At 42.9% G+C, this 17,162-nt stretch carries 9 protein-coding genes; 3 read left to right on the forward strand and 6 right to left on the reverse strand.

The genetic code is table 11. The features are described 5' to 3' along the window. Positions 1–71: 71 nt before the first annotated feature. The 3 genes from NBH01_RS06880 (at position 72) to NBH01_RS06890 (ending at position 6,396) form a co-directional block, all read left to right on the forward strand. Positions 72–2,297 carry a peptidase domain-containing ABC transporter gene (locus tag NBH01_RS06880; RefSeq protein WP_008759963.1) on the forward strand — a complete coding sequence of 742 codons (2,226 nt, stop codon included), beginning with the start codon at positions 72–74 and terminating at the stop codon, positions 2,295–2,297. Then, a complete protein-coding gene (locus tag NBH01_RS06885) occupies positions 2,251–3,591 on the forward strand; it encodes an HlyD family secretion protein (RefSeq protein WP_061474383.1) in 1,341 nt (446 codons plus the stop codon). The genes NBH01_RS06880 and NBH01_RS06885 overlap by 47 nt, the downstream gene beginning before the upstream one ends. A gap of 711 nt (positions 3,592–4,302) precedes the next feature. Then, entirely contained in the window at positions 4,303–6,396 is a 2,094-nt protein-coding gene (locus tag NBH01_RS06890) for a BT4734/BF3469 family protein (RefSeq protein WP_061474384.1), read from the forward strand. A 144-nt stretch (positions 6,397–6,540) separates the two neighbouring features. Here NBH01_RS06890 and NBH01_RS06895 read toward each other — a convergent pair whose 3' ends face one another. From NBH01_RS06895 to NBH01_RS06920, 6 genes are all read right to left on the reverse strand, one after another. Next, positions 6,541–7,239 carry a tetratricopeptide repeat protein gene (locus NBH01_RS06895; protein WP_016268369.1) on the reverse strand — a complete coding sequence of 233 codons (699 nt, stop codon included), beginning with the start codon at positions 7,237–7,239 and terminating at the stop codon, positions 6,541–6,543. Positions 7,240–7,352: 113 nt separating this feature from the next. Then, on the reverse strand, positions 7,353–9,197 hold the full coding sequence (locus NBH01_RS06900; protein ID WP_008759967.1) for a BACON domain-containing protein: 1,845 nt from the start codon (positions 9,195–9,197) through the stop codon (positions 7,353–7,355). Between the two features lie 9 nt (positions 9,198–9,206). Next, a complete protein-coding gene (locus tag NBH01_RS06905; protein ID WP_008764488.1) occupies positions 9,207–10,226 on the reverse strand; it encodes a BT_3044 domain-containing protein in 1,020 nt (339 codons plus the stop codon). Positions 10,227–10,253: 27 nt separating this feature from the next. Further along, positions 10,254–12,305 carry a RagB/SusD family nutrient uptake outer membrane protein gene (locus tag NBH01_RS06910; RefSeq protein WP_008759969.1) on the reverse strand — a complete coding sequence of 684 codons (2,052 nt, stop codon included), beginning with the start codon at positions 12,303–12,305 and terminating at the stop codon, positions 10,254–10,256. A gap of 18 nt (positions 12,306–12,323) precedes the next feature. Further along, a complete protein-coding gene (locus NBH01_RS06915) occupies positions 12,324–15,413 on the reverse strand; it encodes a SusC/RagA family TonB-linked outer membrane protein (RefSeq protein ID WP_062695569.1) in 3,090 nt (1,029 codons plus the stop codon). An 18-nt stretch (positions 15,414–15,431) separates the two neighbouring features. After that, positions 15,432–16,919, reverse strand: coding sequence for a hypothetical protein (locus NBH01_RS06920; protein WP_250700052.1), 1,488 nt, complete (start codon positions 16,917–16,919; stop codon positions 15,432–15,434). Positions 16,920–17,162 lie beyond the last annotated feature (243 nt).

Below are 17,162 nucleotides of genomic sequence, written 5' to 3' on the forward strand. Positions count from 1 at the left end.
ATTTTATTTGTGTGATTCTGCAAATATAGAAATAAATTTCGCATCTTTGCAAGAAATATAAATCTTTTTTTATGCAAACAAGACAATTCCCCTGGGAGTACCAAATGGATGCAAAAGACTGTGGCCCAGCATGTATCAAAATGATAGCAAAATACTACGGCAAATACTATTCGTTGCAATATTTGAGGGATTTATGTGGGATAACCAGAGAAGGAGTTTCCTTTTTGGATATTAGCTATGCTGCCGAAAAAATAGGGCTAAGAACTGTAGCGGTTAAGGCGACTATGGAGAATCTGACCAACAGGATTCCACTGCCATGTATCATACACTGGGACCAGCACCACTTCATAGTTGTGTATAAAACAAAAAAAGGGAAGATATATGTGTCCGATCCTGCCAAAGGCTTGCTTTCCTATCCGGAAGAGGATTTCAAAGACAGATGGTATAAGGAAGGGGAAGAATTCGGGATGCTGATGGTACTGGAGCCTATGGCAAACTTCAAGCAAATAGAAGCTCATGAACGGATCGAAAGATTCAAAAGTTTCGAAAACCTTCTCAACTATTTTACGCCATATAAAAAAGCATTCGGCATATTGTTCGCTATCATGTTGATAGCCACCGGACTGCAAGCAGTACTTCCGTTTATCTCAAAATCTGTAATAGATATAGGTATATATACTCAGGATATATCTTTCATCTACATGATGCTAATCGGCAATATTGTTCTTTTACTTAGTATAACGCTGTCAAATGTATTAAGAGACTGGGTCTTGCTGCACGTTTCTACCCGTGTCAATATCTCCCTCATATCGGACTATCTGATCAAATTAATGAAATTACCGGTGACTTTCTTCGAAAACAAACTGGTCGGTGATATCCTTCAACGGGCGGGCGATCATGAAAGAATACGCAGCTTTGTGATGAACAACTCCTTGGGGATGTTCTTCTCTATCATTACATTCGTTGTATTCAGCATTATACTGTTGATTTATAATCCTATGATCTTTTTTATTTTTATAGCGGGCAGTGGGATTTATGTAGCATGGATTTTCACCTTTTTGAGCATACGTAAAAAGCTCGACTGGGAGTATTTCGAACTGAATGCCAAGAACCAAAGTTACTGGGTGGAAACCATCGAAAATGTTCAGGAGATTAAAATAAACAATTACGAAGACCTTAAACGCTGGAAATGGGAAGCTATACAGGCAAGGATATACCGGTTGAATCTGAAAGTGCTGAAAATCAATAATGCACAGTCGCTTGGGGCGCAATTTATCAATAGTATGATGAATATTGCCGTCACGTTCTACTGTGCCATCGCCGTTATCAATGGAGATATCACTTTCGGAGTCATGATCTCAACGCAATTTATTATAGGGATGCTGAACGGACCTGTGGCACAGTTAGTCAGTTTTATACAATCTGCCCAGTATGCTAAAATCAGCTTTATGCGTATCAATGAAATTCATCAGCTGAAAGATGAAGACGATTCTTCGCCTGTGATAAGCAACAGTCTGAGTTTGCCTGTAGACAAAAGTTTATATCTGAAGAACGTATCATTTCAGTATTCGAGAAATGCTCCGCTGGTTTTGAAAAACATCACCTTGCAGATTCCTAAAGGAAAAGTGACCGCTATTGTCGGAGACAGCGGATGCGGCAAATCTACTTTACTCAAACTGTTGTTGCGTCTATACATGCCTTCTTACGGAGAAATCTGTATGGGAGATATGAACGTGAATAATATCAGTCTTCGCAATTGGCGTGCTAAATGCGGCTGCGTGATGCAGGACGGGAAATTGTTTAATGACACCATACAGAACAATATTGTACTGGATGATGCCAATATTGATTATGAGGCATTGCAGAAGGCTGTTGAAGTAGCCAATATCAGCCACGAGATAGAAGCTATGCCGCAGGGATACCAGACAATGATCGGAGAAATGGGCAGAGGTTTGAGTGGAGGGCAACGGCAGCGTGTACTGATAGCAAGAGCGCTCTACAAGGATCCGGACTATCTGTTTCTGGACGAAGCTACCAATGCACTTGATACGATTAATGAGCAAAAGATAGTAAGGGCATTAAATAACGTTTTCAAAAACAGGACAGTCATTGTGGTAGCTCATCGGCTAAGTACGATTCGCAGGGCAGACCAAATCATCGTATTAAAAGCGGGAATGATCATAGAGACAGGCAATCATCAAAGCCTGATGACAAACAAACAGTATTATTACAACTTAATTCAAAGCCAATATGAACCGGAAACAAACACCTTCTCCACAGAAGAAAGCGCAGACTAAATCATCCGGAAGAAGCGAAGAACTGGATGAGATTATTGACCGGATGCCCATGGCTTTCGGAAAATGGGTGGCACTGGCGGTCATTGTATTTGCAGCATTATTTCTATTGTTCGGATGGATTATCAAATACCCGGATATGGTGACCGGGCAAATTAAAATTAATGCGCAGAACCCGACCGTAAGGCTTGTTGCCAACAGTACGGGGAATTTGCTGCTTCTTTCGCACAAAGCACAGGAGGAGGTGAAGAAGGGGGAATATATAGCGGTCGTGCAAAATCCTGCTTCTACAGAGGATGTGCGGAAGATTGCGGATTTAATAAATCGAATAGATTTCGATGGCACCCATTTGCTTGCTCTTAAAGATACATTTCCCGACAAGGTATATTTAGGAGAAATCAACCCTCAATACTATGCCTTTCTTGCAGCTCTGAAAGCTCAATGTGACTATCTGCAGCAGAATGTCTACGAAAAGCAAAGAGAGAATATCACGACGAGCATTGAATGGAAAAAGAAGATTGTCCGAGAAGCGGAGGACTCGCAGAAAGCTGCAAAAGATAGAATGGATGTTGCCCGGAAATGGCTTAAACGTTATGTCTCTCTTGATCAGCAGGAAATAGCGACTTATGAATATGAGACCGATCAGATTAAAAATAATTACCTGACAACAGTACAGGAGGTACAAAACATAAATAGGGAGATTGCCTCGACCCGCATGCAAATCACAGAAGCATACCATCGGCTGGAGCAACTGGAAGTGGAACAACTGGAGAAAGAACGGGAACTGAAAGTGGAACTTTTGTCCACTCATCAGAACTTGATAGCAAATATGGCCGCATGGGAACAGAAATATGTTTTCAAAGCTCCTTTTGATGGAAAAGTAGAGTTCCTGAAATTTATTTCAGATGGTCAATTTGTGCAGGCAGGAGAAGCGGTATTTGGAGTGATACCCAAGGAAAACCATATATATGGTCAGGTGTTGCTTCCGGCCAATGGAGCCGGAAATGTAAAAGAAAACAGTAAAGTCGTTATTAAGTTAGAGAACTATCCCTACATGGAGTATGGATATATAGAAGGATATGTATCTTCTATCTCTTTGGTCACCCAAACGCAGAAAACAGGAGAAAAGACCATTGAAACATATTTGATTAACGTTGAATTGCCCAACGGATTAACAACTAATTATGAAGAGACTCTCGACTTTAAATATGAGTTGGGAGGAACCGCCGATATTATTGTAAAAGACAGACGGTTGATAGAACGCCTGTTTGATAATTTAAGATATCGGACTAAATAAAGCTCATACTCAAATTTACGCTCCATAGGAATTCAACACGACTTTTGCCCTCACGCTCTAACAGTCTGTCTGTATCCCTTTATTCATCGTGGTTTCGGGTGTGGTAGCAAGTGTGGTGGCAAGTATGAGAGCAAACGGTTGCTCTCACTCAGTTCCGTCGCATTATATGTTGTTTTTTGCTGCTATTATTTGATTTACAGAGTATTAATATCTGAAGTGTCAACTATTAACGATTGATATTTCAGCCATTAATAACTGAGAAATCAGGTGTTAATAGCTGATAACTCACGCATTATTGACCGATATATGATTGAATGCTTCCTGAAAGATCAGGTTGATTGAAACATTTCATGCGGTCAAATCAATCCAATCATATAAGTCAAGCGCCAGTTTCCTGCTTGGGAAACTGGCGTTCCCTTATAAGGGAACGCCAGTTCCAAGGCAGGAAACGAGCGTTTCCGATATAGGGAACGCTCGTTTCCAAAATAAGAAATTAAAGGAAACTGTAAGCCATTCAGATACAATGATATAGGGAAATCATGGTAAGAAATGAACCATCTACGTGTGATTGATGTCGTATTTTATTATAAGGTTAATGCGAGCAAAAAGTCTGTTTTTATTAGAGGAAAAGTTTGTATGCCGTAATATAATATCGTACCTTTACAGGAATTAAGCGATAAACAATATTGGTAGATAAACAGACAAAAAAGAATGAAAATAACTTTAATCAGACAAGACAGCGGGAGTGGAAAAGAAGCTCTAAGCATATGCGAAGCAGGTACATTATTCAACAAAATGAAAACGGAGACAAAATCGGGACACATTACGGCTTTGCGAAACCTGATACCGATGCTGGAAGGTACGTACAGCCAGTACGAACATATAGACAAACTGCCATATATCTATTCTGCCGTAGAATGTACCCGCACTAAAGAAGGCGAACGAAAAATGAAACAATATAACGGACTGGTGCAGTTGGAAGTGAACCGGCTGGCAGGCCCGTCCGAAATGGAATATGTGAAACGGCAGGCGGCACTCTTGCCTCAGACTTTCGCCGCATTCTGTGGTTCCAGTGGCCGTAGCGTGAAGATATGGGTGCGTTTTGCCCTGCCGGATGACAGAGGACTGCCCGAAAAAGAAGCGGAAGCGGAATTATTTCATGCTCATGCCTACTGGCTGGCGGTAAAGTGCTACCAGCCGATGCTTCCTTATGATATTAATCTGCAAGCACCGGTGCTGACACAGAAGTGTCGCATGACACTGGACGAATCTCCATATTACAATCCCGATGCAGTGCCGTTCTGTCTGGAACAACCGCTCGCTATGCCCGGTGAAGAAACTTTCCGGCAGCGCAAGCAGGGTGAAAAGAATCTGTTGTTGCGATTGAAACCGGGATATGAGTCTGCAAAAACTTTCACGAAGATTTATGAAGCGGCGTTGAACAGGGCATTTCAGGAAATGGAAGACTGGAAGCGTGGAGATGATTTGCAACCTTTGCTTGTACACCTTGCCGAGCATTGTTTCAAAGCGGGTATCCCCGAAGAAGAAGCGGTCCGGCAGACACTCATTCATTACTATCGGGAAGAGGATGAGCGAATCATACGCTCGACGATTCATAATCTTTATCAGGAATGTAAGGGTTTTGGTAAGAAAAACAGTATCGGAAGGGAGCAGGAGACGGCTTTTCTGCTGGAAGAATTTATGAACCGTCGTTATGAATTTCGTTTTAACACCGTGTTGGATGATCTGGAATACCGCCAGCGTGATTCCATCCACTTTTACTTTAAGCCCGTGGACAAACGTGTGCGCAACAGTATCTCTATCTGTGCCTTGAAAGAAGGGATCAATGCCTGGGATCGTGATGTAGACCGTTTTCTGAATTCGGAATATGTTCCTTTGTACAATCCTGTAGAAGAATATCTTTATGATGTCGGCCGTTGGGACGGGAAAGACCGTATCCGTGCATTGGCAGGATTGGTTCCATGCACGAATCCGTACTGGCAGGAGTTGTTTTATCGTTGGTTTCTGAGCATGGTGGCACATTGGAGAGGGGTAGATCGGCAGCATGGAAACAGTACGTCACCTTTGCTTGTTGGTCCGCAAGGGTATCGTAAGTCAACATTTTGCCGGATTATCCTGCCGCCTGAATTGCGTTTCGGCTATACGGACAGTATCGATTTCAAGAGTAAGCAGGAAGCGGAGCGTTATTTAGGACGTTTTTTTCTGATCAACATTGATGAGTTCGATCAGATCAATGTCAGCCAGCAGGGGTTTCTGAAGCATTTGTTGCAAAAGCCTGTTGCTAACTTGCGCAAGCCTCATGGCAATACTATTCGTGAAATGCGTCGTTATGCTTCCTTTATCGGCACCAGCAATCAGAAAGATTTGCTTGCCGATCCAAGTGGCAGCCGTCGTTTTATCTGTATTGAGGTGATAGCTCCTATCAAAACCAATGCTACCATCAATTACAAACAGCTTTATGCTCAGGCGATGGAAGCCATTTATAAGGGTGAGCGTTACTGGCTGGATGATGAGGATGAAAAGATTTTGAAGCAGACGAACCGTGAATTTGAGCAGGCGAGCCCGTTGGAACAGTTGTTCCATTGTTATCTCCGTCCGGCGGAAGAAGAGGAGGGAGGCGAATGGATGACGTCCATGCAGATTCTGAATTATTTGCAGACGAAGACACGGGACAGGTTGGCTATCAATAAGGTAGCTGTGTTCGGCCGTGCGCTTCAGAAGCTGAATATTCCCTGCCGGAAGTCCGGTAAGGGGACACTTTATCATTTGCTGAAAATAGAATGATTGGTAGCAACGTGAGGGCAAACGGTTGCTCTCACGTTGCTACCATTGGATCTCTAATCGCTGTAACTTCGATGAATAGGGGAGATTGAGGCGGAAATGAGAGCGTGAGGGCAAAAGTGCTGTCATTTTTCATTTGGAAAAAAGTTATTTCGCTACAGTCGCCTCAACGAGACTATCCATATCAAAATCAATATTATAATCCTTTTCTATTTGAATCCTTCTTATTTGATTGACCAGCGAATGCGGTTTCACCCTTCGGGTCATCTCTATTTCCAGCAACCTTTCGGGAAAGCGTTTACGGATTTCATCTATATTTCTCATGAAAAGTGAATCTTTATTTTCGTAGAGAGAATTGGCGGCTTCTGCCAGGATAAAAGCTCCCAAGCTGTCGGGATATTGTTTTAGTACTGCTTGAAGGAAAACCTTGCTTTTTCCAAAGCTTTCGTGGGCTTCAGCGTGCATATCTTTGGCAGCTTGAAGTAGTCCCAGTTGGAACAGATACTCACCGGTAATTGCGTTTTTCTCCATAGCAAGTGTTTGTATGTATAGGGCGGAGTCCAGTTCTCCCATTTCAGATAAAAGTTTGGCTTTCATGCCATAATAGTCGGGATTTAAACTGTCGATTGCCAAAGCTTTGTCCAGAAAGCGGATGCATTTTCGGGTGGAGTCTACATCATAGGAAGATTCCATCAGGGCTATTGCTTGTTGGTAGAGGCTGTCTGCCTGAAGATTGATACAATGAGGAGTGATGTCTGCTTTAGACTCTTGCCGGGAATGGCAACCTGTAGCTGCAATAATCATTGGCAAGATAGTTAATAAGAGGCTTAATTTCTTGGGTTTCATATTCATAATTCTTATCATCCAATTTTATAAAAAGTAAGACTGGCGAAGAACTCGATAAGAAAATGTGTCTAATCTGATCTTATTTTGTTCTTCGTCAGTCTTTTCTTGTTTTGTTAAATGCCTAGCTGCTCTCTTGCCCAGGCTTCATCATGTCTTATTCTGTAAAGGTATATTTCGGACATATTCCACCATGCGCTGCCTGCGACAGTATAATCCAATGGATCTTTGTCACGGCGAGCCGTAGGAGTAAATCGGATATAGTTGTAAGCTTGCTTTCCACTCACATTGTTTTTAGCTGTGGCATGGCCACCGTTTGTTGTCGGCAGATTGAATTCTTCATTACCCATACTTTCAAAGAACTCACCGTTCATACTTCCATATATTGTTGCGGCTTTTACGTCACCTCCGTTATTCACTCTGCTTTGACGTGCATCATATTCAAAACAAAGGTCCTTTAATGGTTTGTTCAGTTTGATCTGGACATAATGTGCTTCTGTTGTAACAGGAGCATTCCACTTGGTATGATAATAAGTATTCACCTTCCCGTCAATCAATGCCGGTAAACCGCCTCCGTCTCCGACATGATTAGCATTGTCGGAAAGCATATCGATAGTAAGAGTAACACGTTCCATTTCGGAAGCTTCGCCGGAAATGCCTGTTATTGTTACCGGACTATCTGTCTCCATACCAGTCGGACCATAGGTGTTGATAGTAAATGAGTATTCACCTGCACATTGGTAAGTATCATCTATGATATAGGATGTTGTCTTATAGTCATTTATTAAGATCTCTTTATTTTCTTTCGTGACTTTATCGTAATAGGTAATCTTTATCTTGTTGAAGTCTACATCTTCAGGTATCTCCCATTGCAGCTGAATACTTCCGGCTCCCGGAGTAGCAGTAGCATTGATCACATTTAAAGGAGGTGTCGCGATAAATCCGGCCTGTTTTACTGTGACTACGAACTGACTTGGTACTTTGTCGGTGCTATTGGTACTCTTGAAGGTTATCTTTCCTTCACGAGGTTGATTCTCAACTTCAGTGTTGGCTTTAATGATAAAGCTTTCGGAGACATCACGCAGTGCTCTTGAAGCGGGTAATGATACTGGAGTGATCCAGGATTGGGCGGATTCTTCGACTTCATAGGTATATGACACTTCACCGGCAGGAGAATTTACTTTGAAAGGAATAGTGATTGTTTCTCCCATTGCTTTCACTTCATAGATCTTCTTGTCTTCATCGATTTCGACTATATAACCTCTAGGTTGTTGCTTTATCAGGAAAGAAGCTGTATAGCTGTAATTCTGGGAAGACTGGAGGATAATCGTACAATAACGTACGTCAGTCTCGGTGCTTTTATCCAGCGTAAATTTCAGTTCCTGTTTGTTTACGTCTTCCGCTGCACGCGTCTTTGCATCAAATGTGGCAGGTTGCTCTGCCAGACGTATCCAGTTGCAAGTGTCTGGTATAATGATATTATCCAGATTCAGGTTGGTCGCTACAGGAATTGTCAATGTTTCTCTTTCTGCATCTATTATTTCTACATATCCTTCCTGTTGTAGCTTGTCACCTATCAGGATGGCCGGTTCTTTACCAAACTGCGAGACAGTGATGGAATAGCTTTGATGACCATAGGCTACAGTGATTTCTGCCCGGCGTTGTTTGTATATATTGTTTGCACTGGCAGATACGACTACTTTGCCCTCGTGTTGTACTACCTTGCACCATTCTGCATTGGACTGGGCACTCCATCTGTCGAGTGGTACATTGGTCTGCACTTCAATTTCATGTTCTCCTCCCAGAAGTGGGAAAGTGATAGGTGCCTGACTTTTATCAGGAACTACCAGCGTTTCTACTTTAAACTCGGTTTCGTAATCGGGCGAACAAGAGATAAGTCCGGAAGCAATTCCGAATATGCTTGCGAGCCCGATGATTAATATATTTTTTTTCATACTCATTTGATTTGATTACAAGTTATCTACTCTTGGGTTAAATTCATATCGTAGTTTGGCTTTCACTTCCCGGTAAGGGGCGGTGGATTCCAGGCGATATTTATAATGCAGACGGAACTCTTTGTAATAAGTGGCACGTCCGTCGGGAGTACGGATAGCGTTTAACAGGAATGTGTTGTCGTAATCATCGATTGGGGTAAGTTGTACTACATCGACCGGATCCACTTCCACATCATTAACTCTGTCATGCGCTCTGATGGTAAGTTCTCTGGCCTGAGGATTCTCCGGTTGCTGCTCGCCAATTTCCAGAATGATACTCTTAGATACAATTCTGCTTCTTGCTGTCTTATAATCGCCAAGATCTTCATCACCTGCCATCATGCGTACCGAATTGGCACCGATCGGGAATACTTGATTGGCATTTGTCGGTCTACGGACTTCGGGACTACCACTGGGGTTAGGAATTACAATCGTACTGCTTGTATAATTGTAGTAGGTAGAAGTCTTTGTCGTTGCGTAATAGTTTTCTTTATAGATACGCAATAATACATGACTTTTATCCGGATTATAATTAGGTGTTTTTTCCGGATCTATCTTGTAATCCAGAAAATAAATAGAATCCGGTGAAATCCTTTCCAGATTTTTCAGATAGATCGGAAACATTACTTTGGAAGTGCCTGCCTGAATATCCAGTTCCTTATTGGGAAAATCATAGCATTCATCGGGAAGCAGTTTGGCAAATTTTTCTTTTTCTATATCAAAGTTGGATTTGTTGTATGCTTTCAGCAAAGAATCCGATTCCAGAAGAGCTACATGGTGTGTGTTAGGGCTTATTTGTGAGCCGCTAACCGTGGCAACCAGATAGATCGTATCTTTTTCTTGTCCTACATTAGCCACCTGCCGGTCGTAGATCAGACTCGAATTACTGAGTAAGCCTACTTCGTTCCGGTATTGTTCCTGGTCGAAATCGTATTCATTGCAAGCACTCAATACACCTATAAGGGTGCAGAGCATTATATTAAATTTCTTTTTCATATTCAGTCTGTTATTCATGTTTTGATATTATCTGTCCCATCCGAAATTCTGGTCGGCATTGGGAACCTTCAGCAATTCATCATGGCGGATCGGTAAGAATACCATTTTAGGCAGTGCAATGCGGTCTCGCACATTTTGTGTATTGATCGTCACAATATTCCAGAATCCTTCATTACCGTTGGCATTTGTACGGTCTTTTGTCACATCCAGTCCCCGCCAGTTGGAGCTGTTGGCATCTTCGTCCAGATAGGTTCCCCACCTGCGCGTATCGAAATATCGGTATCCTTCGTTAAAGAGCTCTACCTGACGTTCATTGCGGATGATTTTTTCAAAATTGTCTGCTTCTGCCATGTCGTTGGCATCTACTCCCGGCAAGCCGACGCGATAACGTATCATGTTGAAATATTTAGTCATTTCTGCCGGATCACGGCTAACGGTTTCCTCAATAAGTGTACCTGTATTGTCGGATACTTCTACGGTCACTGTACCTTCTACACGGTTCAATGCTTCTACATATTCCAGTAGCACTTCACCATAACGAATGATAGGGAACGGTTTAGGGCTGGTGACGAATGCGCCTTTTACACTCCCTTTGCCGTTAGCCCATGAGTCGTCCGGATGAATGTATTTGACGGGAACATAACCGCTGACACTGTAGTCGTTTACGTTATTTCCGGCACCGGCAATTCCGGCATTGGTATCATCGTGAGAATACCAGAATTGCTGATTGACGTAGGAGGCGTCGGTAGAAGCTGAACTCATCGGCCAGTAGCGACCCGGAAAACCTATCGAGGCATAGAAGCGTGCCGAACGATTGGCGTACATCATAGGTACGTTTTCCCTCAGTAGGTATGTCCCCAGTTTTTTGGATTCGCCGGTGAGTCTGCTGAAGTCCGGTTCATATGGATATTCTGCCGATGAATTATGAATAGTCCGCCCATCTGCCATCAGATAGCAATCAATTACCCTCTGCGGCACAGACATTGAACCCCATCCGCCAAACTTGACAGGGAATGAGTGATGGGTATAGTTAGTGACGTTACTGGATTCCATCGCCCAGATGAATTCTTTATTAGTCTGTATGATACCTTCTCCTGTGAACATGTCGGAGTAAGAGTGATAAGGATCGATATTGCCTGCTCCGTCAGGGAAGTTAGCAGTAGGGACATTGGAGGCCAGAGGATATGGGTTCTGGGCATCTGCTTCCACTGTATGTAGCTCGTATCCCATTTTGGTCAGCTGTTTGGCGGCAGCTGCTGCAACGGCCCAGCGTCTCGGGTCATACTCTTGATTGACATAGTAGGCTCCGTCGCTTTTACGTTTCCAGGTCCCGAAACATTTACGGGCTGCAGCTCCGCCATTGAAAAGCGGTGAAGCCTGGAAGAGGCGCAAACGGGCGATGAGTGCCATGGCTGCTCCTTTGGTCGGACGTTGATAATAGTTGACGCTTTGCTCATCCGCCGAATAGATGCCTTGAGTTGCCAGTCGGAATTCATCGCATATATAATCTACAGACTCATCATAGGTAGCCCGTTCGCGATTATAATATTCGGCAGGTTCGGAGGTGCTCAGTTCTTCATCGCCCACGATAATCAACGGTCCCCAGTTCATCAAAAGATGATAATAAGCGTACCCACGCATAAAGTGAACATATCCGATATAACGTCTTCTGTCCATTTCGTTCATATCAGGTACATTGTAGACTTCTTTAAGCATTTTGTTACATCTTGCTACAATGACATACATGTCGTACCATTGGTTTTGGATAGGCAGATTTCTGCTGTTGATGGTACCTACGGAAAATTGTAGTCCCCAAAATTCATTTGTCTGATATTTAAGTGTTATTTCGTCCGAAGCAGATTCCCCCGGATTCCAGGAATTTCCCCAGATAGCCCCTGCGTCGGGAAAACCTTTCGGAGTGTTCCAGAGATAACCTTCAGCATTTTTCTTGCTGTGAAAGATGGAGTCTTCTTTGAAAGTAGCTTCGAAGTATGGGTCTACATCCAGAAAATTGCAGGAACTGAGTAGTAGTGTACTTCCTACTGTTGCTCCCAATATTATTTTGAATAACTTTTTCATGAGTGTTCTATATTATTTTTAGAATTTAAGATAAACCTGGAACGTGTAAGTTGCCGGTATCGGATAAGCGGCCCCGTTTGCAGATGCCTGTTCCGGATCAAAATACTTCACTTTGTCGATAGTAAAAAGGTTGTTGGCAACAAACTCCAGATCGACAGAAGATAGTCCTGTCTTTTTTATCCATGGAGTCTTCAGGTTGTACTTCAGACTGAGTTCCTGAAAGCGCAGGAAAGAACCGTTCCGTTTCCAGAAAGAGGAAAGCTGGGAGTTGTTCGTATTACCTCCGTAGGAGAGACGTGGGAATTCTGCATGGGGATTTTCCGTAGCGGTGGTGCCTGAATACCATGCGGGCGTCCATCTGTTCTTGGGATTGTTGGCCAGCTTGATAACGTTGCCGAGTTCTCCGTTATAGAAGGGAATCCATCCTGCGTCATTACCGAGTCCCGAACGGTAGTAGTCTACTTTTGCCGAACCTTTGAAAAGGAAGCTGAGGGTTAAGTCTTTCCAATGAAAATCGGCTCCGAACCCATACATTACCCGGGGGAGTTGGTTGGAATAAGACAAAGGTACTTTGTCATTGTCATTGATAATACCGTCTCCATTTACGTCACGATATTTGATATCTCCCGGACGAATGCGGCCGAATCCGCTTTGGTCGGCACTTGTGTTGATTTCTTCTTTACTGGAGAAGAGACCTTCTGCAATATATCCGCGAAGGATGTTAAAGGGTTTTCCGGTTACACTCAGATAATCATAAGGTAACTTGTTTTCTTCATAGTAATCAATAATATTCTGAGAGAAAGTGTAATTGCCGCGTACAGTGAAGCTCATGTCTTTATTGATCTGGTGGAAGAATTCGAAGTTTCCGTCAGAACCATAGCTATGCATTTTTCCTACATTTGATTTCGGGACGGTAACCATACCTACAAACTTAGGCAGCGTCACACGATCCTGGAAGATGTGATCACGTGTATCGCGGAAAAAGTCAACAGTGACAGAGAGCTTGTCGTGGAAGAACTTGGCATCGATACCAAAGTTGAGTTTCTTTGCTACTTCCCATTGAAGGTTGTCGGCTCCTTTCACAGTTTCTGTAATACCCCGTTCACGATATCCCCAGTAAGAGGCGGCATTGTCATTGATTAATGTCAAATAAGGGAACCGGTCACCACTGATCTGGTCATTACCTACCTGACCGTAGGAGCCGCGGAACTTGAGGAAGCTTAACCAGGGAATGGCCTCATTGACCCAGTTATAGGATGTCGGTACCCAGCCTACAGCAATGGAAGGGAAGAAGCCGAATCTTTTTCCTTTTTCGAATTGTGCAGAACCTGTGTAACCGAAGTTTGCATCAATGAAATAGCAATTGTTATAGCCATAGGAAACACGTCCTGATAAGTTTTGACGCCGTTGAGGAATGGCATTGATACCCATCGCGTCATACTTCCATTGGGTGTTATGAACATCTTCCATGTAATATAAAGCCAATGCTCCTAGTGAGTGCAAACCAAATGTACGGTCCCAGTTGGCTTTGGCTTCCATGTAGTATTTTCTGTATCTGTTGTTATTTTGTGTATATTTCATGTTCTCTTTGGCAGTACGTAATGTTTTGATGAGTACCCCTTGTGAACTTCTTCCTGTAGCGCGGTAGAGGTCAGGCCATATGTAACGTCCTTCATTGAAATAATTGATATTTTCGCTCATCGCTTGTACCGACGCTGTCATTCCTTTCAGGAATCCTCCGAATTTCTGTTCAAGTTTGAGTGTAAGCATATTACGCTGAGTTTCATCTTGCGTGTATCCGGTGTTATTTAGCATGACATACGGAGAAGCAAGGTCATGTTTTCCATAAGAAGGGAAGGTACCGTCTGAATAGGTTTTAGGAAACATCAGTGGAGTTAGCTGACGGACTGCTGACCATACCGTATTCGTGTTTTGTCCACCCGGGCTGGTATAGTTGGAAATATATCCGTCCAGACCAAAATAAACTTTGGTTGTTTTGGTCAGATTCATGTCAATATTGGCACGATATGTTATTTTTTTATATGACAAAGGCTTTTTGAACAGGTTGTCTTCCTGCCGGTAGGCCGCTCCTTCATCCTGATACCCTAATGAAAGATAATATCTGGCTATGTCGCCTCCTCCTTGTGCATTGATGTAATAGTTCTGTTGGATAGATGTGCGTTTCATTATTTCATCTATCCAGTTAACATCCGGGTAGAGGTCTTTATCCAAATTGTATTTTATCAGATCCAGTTCCAGACGGGAGTAAAGGTCGTCTTCACCCGACATGGCACGTGCCTCATTGGCAAGGAGAGCGTAGTCATAAGCTCCCAGGTATTCGGGCAGACGTTTGATGTGCGATACTTTTAATGTTGCTCGTCCTGTGATGGTAAGTTTGCCTGTTTCTCCACGTTTAGTGGTAACCAAGACCACGCCATTGGCACCTCGGGTACCATACACTGCGGTGGCGGAGGCGTCTTTCAGGATACTGAACGATTTTACATCATCAGGATCAATGTCTTCAAGGCGGCCTTCGATACCGTCAATCAGCACTAATGCACCGGAGCTGGCTCCGAAAGTACTGATACCACGAATCCAGAAGTTGGAGATGTTTTTTCCCGGTTCGCCCGAACTCTGCATGGTGATGACACCAGCCAACCGTCCGCCGATCATGTTGTTGAGGGAAGTACCGGGAGTACTGAGCTGGGCTACATCAATGGTACTGATTGCACCTACTACTGATATCTTTTTTTGTGAAGTCATACCTGTGACCACTACTTCGTCAAGCTTGGTGTCATCTTCTTCCAATGTAACTTTGAGTGTCATTTCATCTTTAGTCACCAGTTTCTCGATAGATTTCATTCCAATAGCCTGAATGACTAATATTTGGTTGGCATCTACTTTGATACTGAATTTACCATCCATATCTGCTGAGGTTCCCACTCCCGGTGCATTCTTAACATAAATGGTAGTACCCGGTAGCGGTTCACCGGTTTTGTCTATTACGACCCCCGCTACAGTAAACTGTTTTTTCTTATTGTCTTGACTGTAACTCGTCAGCGGTATAAGCGCCATGATCAGTACAATCAGTAGAAAATTATTTCTCATATTGTATTTTGTATAAGGTTATTCAATGGATAATTTACGAATCACTTTGTTCTGTGTGTCGGCTACATATACAATAGTTCCATCACTGTTGACTGCTACTCCGCAAGGGAAGTGGAATTTGGCAATTTCCGGACCTCCATCCTTATAACCTTCCGCTCCCGGCAGACCGATAGGTGTGGTTACGGCTGCTCTTTCTTTCGGCATAGTAGTATCTATTACGCGGATGCAGGAATTACCACTGTCAGCAATGTACATTTTTCCGTCGTCGGTGAAACAAATCTGGCGCGGGTGTCTGAATTTGGCGTTCTTCAGCAAGCCGTCTTCCCAGCCCTTCCCGTTCATAACTCCTTCGTAGATTGCTTTTCCTGCGTATGATTCTCCGTTATAAGTGTCTTTATCTTCCGGAGTGATCTTGGATACGTCCACTCTCCAAATCTGGTGAAAATCTGCAAGAGATACATAGAGTACGTTTTCTTCTCCTTTAATAGGGCTGAATGCGATATAGGAGTCACTTCCTGCTTTGCCGCCGTCGCCTGTTGCTACATTAGATATTTTCTTTAGCAAAATTTCTGCTGTACGGTTTTTAGGATTGATTCGAACCAATTGCCCTTTCCACATGACCGTATAGATCATATGATCCAGCTTGTTGATTACAAAGCAATGCTTCCAGTTGTTTTCGTCTACGGTGCTGAGTTCTTCTGATTTCAAGACTGTTCTATATCGGGGAACATAATTTAGAAGTTTTTGCATATCATAATATTTCATGCCGGCATCATCCGGAATGTAAACAGCTTCAACATCTTTTTCATCAGAATAAGCCGGTGCATTAATATATGCAGTTCCATATTTTAATACAATGGAAGAATTGCTGGCGATGGAAATCATTGAAATGTTTCCGTTTACGCCTTCACCTTTTTCATTACGGCAGGTTGTGTTTGGTTGTTTGTCTTTTCCACTGTCTCCTTTACGGTCTACCACAAATATATTGTCTTCACCGTCTATACAGAGATAGAAAGGAGAGGAGAAAGTACATGTGGCAAGGTCACCACCAACGGTGTTTATATTATTGTCCGGTGATGCAAGTCCTGCTACCGTACTAACACTGGTTTGTGTCTTGTATAGGAATTGGTCTGGTGCTTTGCCTATGTATTCTTGACCGTCGGGCGTTCTTCTTTCTACAAGAATATTCATCTCTCTTTTGAAGGTGAGTCCTTTGGGAACAAATGCATAGATTCTGCTACCGTTACTGCTGACTAATCCGGCAGGATGTCTGATCCCGTCTACATCTTCAAAATAGACTTTCATGCCAGTGGTGTCTGTACCGAAGTTGCGGCCTTCGATGATCATCGGAGTGGCTATACCTCCGGAATCAGGATAAAATTCTGTAATCTCAATAGGCTGGTTTGGGTTGAACCCGCTGCTTCCATTGATGTCGTCATCTGAACAGGAAGCTAACCACGCGAAAGCTGTAATGAACAGCGTCCAATAAACTCTTCTTTTTCGCATTGTTTTTCTGTGATAAAAGGTTAATAATTAGATTGGTTAAAAAAAAGTGATAGGGAAACCTACTCTTGTGTGTCTACTATGTGGGTAGAACTAGGGTATGCATACAAGGGGTATACGTTTGTTTTTGTATGTATGAGTAAGTTTGAAAATATATGGGTGTGTTTGACTGCTATTATTCATCTTCTTAAATTGGGGGTATTGAAGTTGATAATGAACTCAGAATACATATTATACCTATTCTGA

Source organism: Bacteroides sp. B1-V-101, assembly GCF_023656585.1.
GTDB lineage: Bacteria > Bacteroidota > Bacteroidia > Bacteroidales > Bacteroidaceae > Bacteroides > Bacteroides thetaiotaomicron.

What these genes read in the sequence shown, in the direction of transcription:
- NBH01_RS06885 (WP_061474383.1), top strand. Translation starts at nt 2,251, where the DNA reads ATGAACCGGAAACAAACACCTTCTCCACAGAAGAAAGCGCAGACTAAA.
- NBH01_RS06895 (WP_016268369.1), bottom strand. Translation starts at nt 7,239, where the DNA reads ATGAAACCCAAGAAATTAAGCCTCTTATTAACTATCTTGCCAATGATT.
- NBH01_RS06880 (WP_008759963.1), top strand. Translation starts at nt 72, where the DNA reads ATGCAAACAAGACAATTCCCCTGGGAGTACCAAATGGATGCAAAAGAC.
- NBH01_RS06890 (WP_061474384.1), top strand. Translation starts at nt 4,303, where the DNA reads ATGAAAATAACTTTAATCAGACAAGACAGCGGGAGTGGAAAAGAAGCT.
- NBH01_RS06900 (WP_008759967.1), bottom strand. Translation starts at nt 9,197, where the DNA reads ATGAGTATGAAAAAAAATATATTAATCATCGGGCTCGCAAGCATATTC.
- NBH01_RS06905 (WP_008764488.1), bottom strand. Translation starts at nt 10,226, where the DNA reads ATGAAAAAGAAATTTAATATAATGCTCTGCACCCTTATAGGTGTATTG.
- NBH01_RS06920 (WP_250700052.1), bottom strand. Translation starts at nt 16,919, where the DNA reads ATGCGAAAAAGAAGAGTTTATTGGACGCTGTTCATTACAGCTTTCGCG.
- NBH01_RS06910 (WP_008759969.1), bottom strand. Translation starts at nt 12,305, where the DNA reads ATGAAAAAGTTATTCAAAATAATATTGGGAGCAACAGTAGGAAGTACA.
- NBH01_RS06915 (WP_062695569.1), bottom strand. Translation starts at nt 15,413, where the DNA reads ATGAGAAATAATTTTCTACTGATTGTACTGATCATGGCGCTTATACCG.